This is a genomic window from Streptomyces sp. NPDC057474, from assembly GCF_042802555.1.
Lineage (GTDB): Bacteria > Actinomycetota > Actinomycetes > Streptomycetales > Streptomycetaceae > Streptomyces.
Window position 1 is genome coordinate 1 of sequence record NZ_JBHVDX010000364.1, and the last position, 6317, is coordinate 6317.

4 protein-coding genes are annotated in these 6317 nt (G+C 70.7%); all 4 read right to left on the reverse strand.

Translation table 11 applies throughout. The annotated features are described in order from the left end of the window. Positions 1-18: 18 nt before the first annotated feature. The 4 genes from ACFU53_RS45755 to ACFU53_RS45770 all read right to left on the reverse strand — a co-directional run bounded on the left by ACFU53_RS45755 (position 19) and on the right by ACFU53_RS45770 (position 6226). On the reverse strand, positions 19-750 hold the full coding sequence (locus ACFU53_RS45755; protein WP_384006054.1) for a hypothetical protein: 732 nt from the start codon (positions 748-750) through the stop codon (positions 19-21). Between the two features lie 242 nt (positions 751-992). After that, on the reverse strand, positions 993-2795 hold the full coding sequence (locus ACFU53_RS45760) for a GMC oxidoreductase (RefSeq protein WP_384006056.1): 1803 nt from the start codon (positions 2793-2795) through the stop codon (positions 993-995). A 103-nt stretch (positions 2796-2898) separates the two neighbouring features. After that, positions 2899-4530: a succinic semialdehyde dehydrogenase gene (locus ACFU53_RS45765; protein ID WP_384006058.1), complete on the reverse strand. Its 1632-nt coding sequence runs from the start codon at positions 4528-4530 to the stop codon at positions 2899-2901. A 304-nt stretch (positions 4531-4834) separates the two neighbouring features. Next, the gene (locus tag ACFU53_RS45770) at positions 4835-6226 is read right to left on the reverse strand and encodes a diacylglycerol/lipid kinase family protein (protein ID WP_384006060.1); all 1392 of its coding nucleotides are present in this window, start codon (positions 6224-6226) and stop codon (positions 4835-4837) included. Positions 6227-6317 lie beyond the last annotated feature (91 nt).

Genomic DNA, 6317 nt, shown 5'->3' on the forward strand with positions numbered 1-6317 from the left:
TCGTCACGCCGAGTCCACTCAGCCGGCGGCCTTCTCCAGCTTCGCGACCTGTGCGTCCAGGATCTCGGCCGGCACCTCGGCCTTGTCCGCGTCGAGCATGTTCATCGAGGAGAACGCGATGAGCGTCGAGCCGCTGCGCACCACCGTGAAGGACATCGGGATCTTCGCGCCCTCGATGTCACCCTTCAGTTTGTACGCGACGGCCTCGTCGCCCTGCTCGGGGGCGGTGAGGGCCTCGATGTCGGTGTACTTGCTGCCGACGTGCTCGTACCCGTCGCAGCTCTCCGTCGCCTTGCGCAGGTCCGCCATCACCTTCTCGGCGTCGCTCTGCTCGTGCGCGGCGAGGGCGAGGGCGTTGACGCTGGCGGAGAGCTCGTCCACCGAGGTGGCTCTGCGTCCGGTGCGGGCCTTCGCCTGCGGGTCGGAGGTGAAGAAGAACATGTTCGCGAGGGGCTGGCAGGCGGCCGGCTCCGCGGGAACGGCCTCGGCGGGCATTTCCTCCGCGGGCAGGTCGGCGATCTTGTAGCCCTTCACGTCACCCTGCGCGAGGGCCGCCGCCTTCAGCTGGGCCTCGGTCAGCGCGGCCTCCCCGGCCCCGTCCTGCTCGTTCTTGGCGTCCCCGGCGGCCGTGGCCGACGGCTTCGCGTCCGCGCCCTTGTCCTCGTCGCCGCCCCCACCGCACGCCGCGGTGAATCCCAGCGTGGCCACGACCGAGACGGCCACCGCCGCCCGCGACATCTTCGACTTCATGTCCCCCACCCTTACGCCTTTCAACACATGCCCCACAGAGGCCTCACAGGCCACATCAGATCATGTGTGCGACGCCGCGCCACAACGGGTTTCCGGTATCACTTTGACCTCAATAGCTTGTGACTCACGTCACACGAAAAAACTGTCATCGCAAGGGCAACCCTTCACACCACTCGCCGGTCACACCTGGCACACGAGAGAAGGACCCGCGCTCGGAGGGGGGTGCGGGTCCTTCTCCGCTGTCATGGTTCTTGTGACCGCCGCGGCGGCACCGCCGGCACCGGTACCAGCGGCAGGCGCAGCGCGCCGAAGGCGTCCGCCGGGACCGCCGGGTGCAGGGGCTCCACCGGGGTGAGGTGTTCGTAGGTCGCGCCGGGGGCCGGGCGGTGATCGGGCTCGCCGTTGTTGGGCCAGTGCGACATCGCGCGCTCGGCCTGGGCGGTGATGGTCAGGGACGGGTTCACACCCAGGTTCGCGGAGACGGCGGCGCCGTCGACGACGGAGATGCCGGGGTGGCCGTAGAGGCGGTGGTACGGGTCGATGACGCCGTCGGCCGCGGTGGCGCCGATGGGGCAGCCGCCGAGGAAGTGCGCGGTGAGCGGGGTGCCCATCAGCTCGCCCACGTTGCTGCCGGCGAAGCCGTTGATCTCGGCGGCGATGGTGGAGGCGGCCGTCGAAGCGGCCTCTATCTGCTTGGGGTTGGGCGCGCCGTGACCCTGACGTGCCGTCAACAGCCCCTTGCCCGGGCCCTTCGGCTTCAGATACGTCGACAGGGAGTTGTCCAGGGACTGCATCACCAGGCCGATGATGGTCCGCTCCGACCAGCGGCGGTTGGAGAGGGAACGGGCCACCAGCAAGGGGTGTTTGGCTGCGTACGCCAACCAGCCGAGGACGCGGGAGGCATCCGACGCGGTGCCGCCCGCGTACGGGACCTGGAGGATCGACAGGCCGCCCATCGAGTTGGAGCCCTTGCCGTAGCGGACCGGCTCGATGTGGGTGTTCTCGTCGGGGTGGATGGAGGAGGTGATCGCCACGCCCCGGGTGAAGTCGACCTCGGGCACGCCGTGGGCCTTGCGGTAGCGGCGACTGTCGGTCTGGGCACCGACCAGGGCCTCGGAGTTGGTGCGGGTCAGCATGCCCAACCGGTCCGAGATGTGCGGAAGTTGGCCGTTCGCCTTCATCCGGTGCAGCAGTGTCTGGGTCCCGTAGGTGCCGGCCGCGAGGACGACCCGGCGGGCCTTCAGCACCCGGGACGCGCCCTTACGGCGCTCGTCGGTCGGGAGGGTCGTGACGGCGTAGCCGCCCTGGGAGTCCTCGGTGAGGGAGACGACCGTGGTCATCGGGTGGACGACCGCGCCCGCCTTCTCGGCGAGGTAGAGGTAGTTCTCGTTCAGGGTGTTCTTCGCGCCGTGGCGGCAGCCGGTCATGCACTCGCCGCACTCGGTGCAGGCGTTGCGGGCGGGGCCCGCGCCGCCGAAGTAGGGGTCCGCCGCCTGGTCGCCGGGGGCGGCCTTCGCCTTGCCGTCGGCGTCCTCGCCGTCGCCGAAGAAGACACCGACCGGGGCGAGGTGGAATGTGTCGCCGACGCCCATCCGCTCGGCGGCGGCCTTCAGGTGCACGTCCGACGGGGTCATCGTCGGGTTGAGCCGTACGCCGAGCATGCGGCGGGCCTGGTCGTAGTACGGCTTCAGCTCCTCCTGCCAGTCGGTGATGTCCTTCCACTGCGGGTCTTCGAAGAACCGTTTCGGCGGTATGTAGAGGGTGTTGGCGTAGTTGAGGGAGCCGCCGCCCACGCCGGCTCCCGCCAGCACCATGACGTTGCCGAGCAGGTGGATGCGCTGGATGCCGTACATGCCCAGGGCGGGGGCCCAGAGGTAGTTCCTCAGGTCCCAGGAGTTCTTGGGGAGGGTGGCGCGGGTGAAGCGGCGGCCCGCCTCCAGGACGCCGACCTTGTAGCCCTTCTCGGTCAGGCGCAGGGCGGTCACGCTGCCGCCGAAGCCCGATCCGACGACGATGACGTCGTAGTCGTAAGCGTCTTGAGGCACGTTTGCTCCTCGTTGAGTGTCCGTGCGGGCCGTCTGTGGTTGCTCGCGCTCACGCGGCGGAGCCGCATGTCGATACAGCCCCGCGCCCCTGAATGCAGGTCGGCTACCTGAGCCGGAGTGCCTTCATCACCCGGAGGCTGCGGCTCATGAACTGGGCGTACTTCTCGTCGTCCATGCCGAGGGACGGGGCCATCGGGAGGAGGCGCTGTTGGGCGACCGTCTGGGCCTCCGTGTACTTGAGGATGCCCTCGGACCCGTGGCGGCGGCCGAGGCCGGAGTCCTTCATGCCGCCCATGGGGGACTGGACGCTGCCGTAGGCGGAGGCGTAGCCCTCGTTGACGTTGACGGTGCCGGCGCGCACACGGGAGGCGACCTCGCGGCCCCGGCGGCCGTCCTTGGTCCAGACTGAGGCGTTGAGGCCGTACGCGGTGGAGTTGGCCTCCGCGATGGCGGCGTCCTCGTCCTTGAAGCGGTAGATGGAGACGACCGGGCCGAAGGTCTCCTCCGTGCAGACGGACATGGGCTCCGTGACGCCGTCGAGGATGGTCGGCTCGTAGAAGTAGGGGCCGATGTCGGGGCGGGCCACGCCGCCCGCGACGACCTTCGCGCCCTTCTCCACGGCCTCGTCGACATGGCGGGTGACGGTCTCCAGTTGCCTTTCGCCGACGAGGGAGCCCATCTCGGCGCCGTACGCCAGGGACCTGCCGAGGCGCATGGCCCTGGTGCGGGCGGCGAAGCGCTCCAGGAAGGCGTCGGCGACGGACTCGTGGACGTACAACCGCTCGATGGAGATGCAGAGCTGGCCGGCGGAGGAGAAGCAGGCGCGGACGGCGCCCGCCGCCGCCTTCTCTATGTCGGCGTCCTCCAGGACCAGCATCGCGTTCTTGCCGCCGAGTTCGAGGGAGACGCCGACGAGACGGGCGGCGGCGCCCTGGGCGACCTCACGGCCGGTGCGGGTGGAGCCGGTGAAGGAGACGTAGTCGGCGTGCTTGACGACCTCGGGGCCGATGACGGGGCCCTCGCCGAGGACGACCTGGAAGACGTCGGCGGGCAGACCGGCCTCGATGAGCAGGTCGCGGGCCCACAGGGCGGTCAGGCAGGTCTCCGTGTCCGGCTTCATCACGACCGCGTTGCCCGCGACGAAGGCGGGGATCGCGTCGCCGACGGAGAGTTCGAGCGGGTAGTTCCAGGGGGCGATCTGGCCGATCACACCGCGCGGGTGGCGGAGTTCGGTGACCTTGGTGAGGGTCGGTACGGCGCCGGTGTGCCGCTTCGGCTTCAGATAGAAGGGGGCCTTGCGGCCGTAGTGGCGGGCGGCGACCGCGACGGCCTGGACCTCTTCGTGGGCGTGCAGACGGGCCTTGCCGGTCTCCAGCTGGATGAGGTCGAGCACCTCGGCCTGGCGCTCCAGCACCAGGTCGTGGAAGCGGAGGAGGACGGCGGCGCGCTCGCGCACGGGCCGCTGGGCCCAGACTGCCTGGGCGGCGCGGGCCCGCTCGTAGGCCTGCTCCACGTCCTCGGGGGTGGACTCCGGCAGGTCGGCCAGCTTCTCACCGGTGAACGGCGTGTGGTTGGCGGTCCGGCCGGAGCCGACCACGCCCTTGGTGAGCTGGGCGACCAGCTCGGGGGTGACCACATCGGCGGCGGTACGGGCGCCCTGCGGGGCTGCCGCGAGGGGGTTGGTACCGGTCGTCCGTGCCGTGCCGGTCTTTTCGGGGGCCTGCGAGTCCGTCATGACGCGCAGGGTATTCCGGACCGGACGACTTTGGGTACCCGGCGGTAACAGGGTTTCACCGGGCGCACACACCACGCCAGTGATCGCTGGCAACGAAGTCGCTGATCAGCGGGGCGGGTGGTGCCGTGCAGGCGCCAATGCGGCATCGATCACCCCGTTCGAATCTTCGGCGGCTCCCCGTACTCGACCCCAGGGCGGCGACACACATCCTGTGCGTGGTCCGAGCCCGGGGAGGCCCTGAACCATCAGACGATCGAGCTGATTCGACCTCGTACGCACTCCTTGGCAATCAGCCAATACCCCCTCAACGCCACCGGTCCCACGACCGCTGTGCCCACCCGTACCGTTCGCGGTGCTTGGGCAGGGCCGTGCGGCCGACCGCGGCGGCAAGCTTGCGCAGGCGGCGCCAGTCCAGGGGCGGCTTGGGCTCGGGGACGCCGGGGCGGTCGCGGGGCACGCGGACGCGCAGGGCCTTCGGCGAGACCCGGCAGTGGACGGGGGTGGGCAGGAGGAGGGCCTCACCGTCGACGCCGACCTCGATCTCGGGCCGGTCGGCCTCGACGACGATCTCGTCGGCGACGAGGAGGCTGAGGCCGGGGGCGTTCGGGCCGAGGACCAGTCCGGCGGCCTCGGCCGCGCTGTCGACGCGGACGCCGACGACGCCCAGCACTCCGGCGTCCAGCCGTTCGCGGCGGCCGAGGCCGACGAGGTCGTCGCTGCGGTAGACATTGTTGCTGACGAGGACGGCCTGGGGCGCGTCGATGACGGCGTCCCCGATACGAGCGGTGAGCCGCGGTCCCCGCTGGTGCGTGAGCAGTTCGGGCAGCAGCTCCAGGGTGGTGCGGACCTTGTCGTCGCGGTAGGCGGGGCTCTGCACCACGGCGGCGTACGCGCCGAAGGAGGCGTTGTTGACGAAGGGGTGGCCGCTGGCGTAGCCGAGGTCGACGTGGAGTTCGACGCCCTTGTCGGTGAGGGCGTCGAGGCAGGCGGCGGGGTTGTCGCGGTCGAGGCCGAGGTCCATGGCGAAGTGGTTGCGGGTGCCGGCGGAGATGACGAGGAGGGGGACGTCGTACGCCGCCGCGATGGCGGCGACCTGGGCCTGGGTGCCGTCGCCGCCGGCGACGCCGAGGAGGTCGGCGCCGTTCCTGACGGCGTCGCGGGCCAGTATGGCGACGTCCTCGTGGTGCGCGGGGTCGAGCAGATGGACCGTGGCGCCGAGCCGCTCGGCCCGCTCCTTCAGCCGGAACCGTTCGACTTTTCCGCCCCCGGACCTGGGGTTCATGATGAGAAAGGGGCGGGTGGGGGCGGGGGCGCGGTGTTCCGGTACCTGCACCAGGTGGGACTTGGTACTGCTGAGGGCGAACTTGCCGGACCAGACGGCGACGGCCCACAGGGCGGCGGAGACGATCACGACCCACAGCAGGTTGACGGCGGCGAACCACCAGATGACGCCGACCGGCGCGGCCACGGCCAGCGCGCCCGCCGCGATCCGGACGGCGCCGCGATGGACCAGCACCCACCACAGCGCGGCCACGGTGAGGCCGACGCCCAGCACGACGCCGGCGACGAGCAGCAGGCTCGCGCCGCGCGCGTAGCCGAGCGGCAGCAGTACGGCGAGTGCCGCGCAGCCGAGTGCGGCCCTGGCCGCCCAGCGCTGTCTCGCGTGAGCCCGCACGTCCAGGTGTTCGATGCCCACGCTCGCTCGCCCTTCGCGCCGATCATGCACTTGACACGGCATGTTAGAGCCAGAGGCCGGTACAAAGCGATGATCCCCCGGGGAGTCGGAC